The organism is Candidatus Dedyshia acidiphila (genome assembly GCF_051025295.1).
In the GTDB taxonomy this organism is placed as follows: domain Bacteria; phylum Acidobacteriota; class Terriglobia; order Terriglobales; family Acidobacteriaceae; genus KBS-83.
On sequence record NZ_JBMGJV010000185.1, the window covers coordinates 1 to 248 of the forward strand.

The window sequence follows — 248 nt, forward strand, 5'->3', positions numbered from 1 at the left end:
CCACACCCCAGCGCCGCGAAAGCGCACCTTTGAAGACTTCGAAGGGGCAGCGCGCGCACTGCGGGAGCAGGAGGAGCGCAAGGAAAGCCTGTTCCGGCAGTCTGTCGATGCGGAGCGGAACAAAAAAGACCTGATGGAACGCCGCTTCGCCGAAGCAGTGAAGCGAGCGAAGGACGATCCGACAGAGGGCAAGCCGCTGCGGGATTTCGATCTCGATTAGGCGGCCGCAGCGATCGCGCGGTGGGCGG

1 protein-coding gene is annotated in these 248 nt (G+C 64.5%); it reads left to right on the forward strand.

What is annotated here, in order from left to right; all coding sequences use genetic code 11:
- Positions 1 to 220: hypothetical protein (locus tag AC5IJH_RS18555; RefSeq protein WP_491904293.1), on the forward strand; the 220-nt coding region annotated here is incomplete at its 5' end.
- Positions 221 to 248 lie beyond the last annotated feature (28 nt).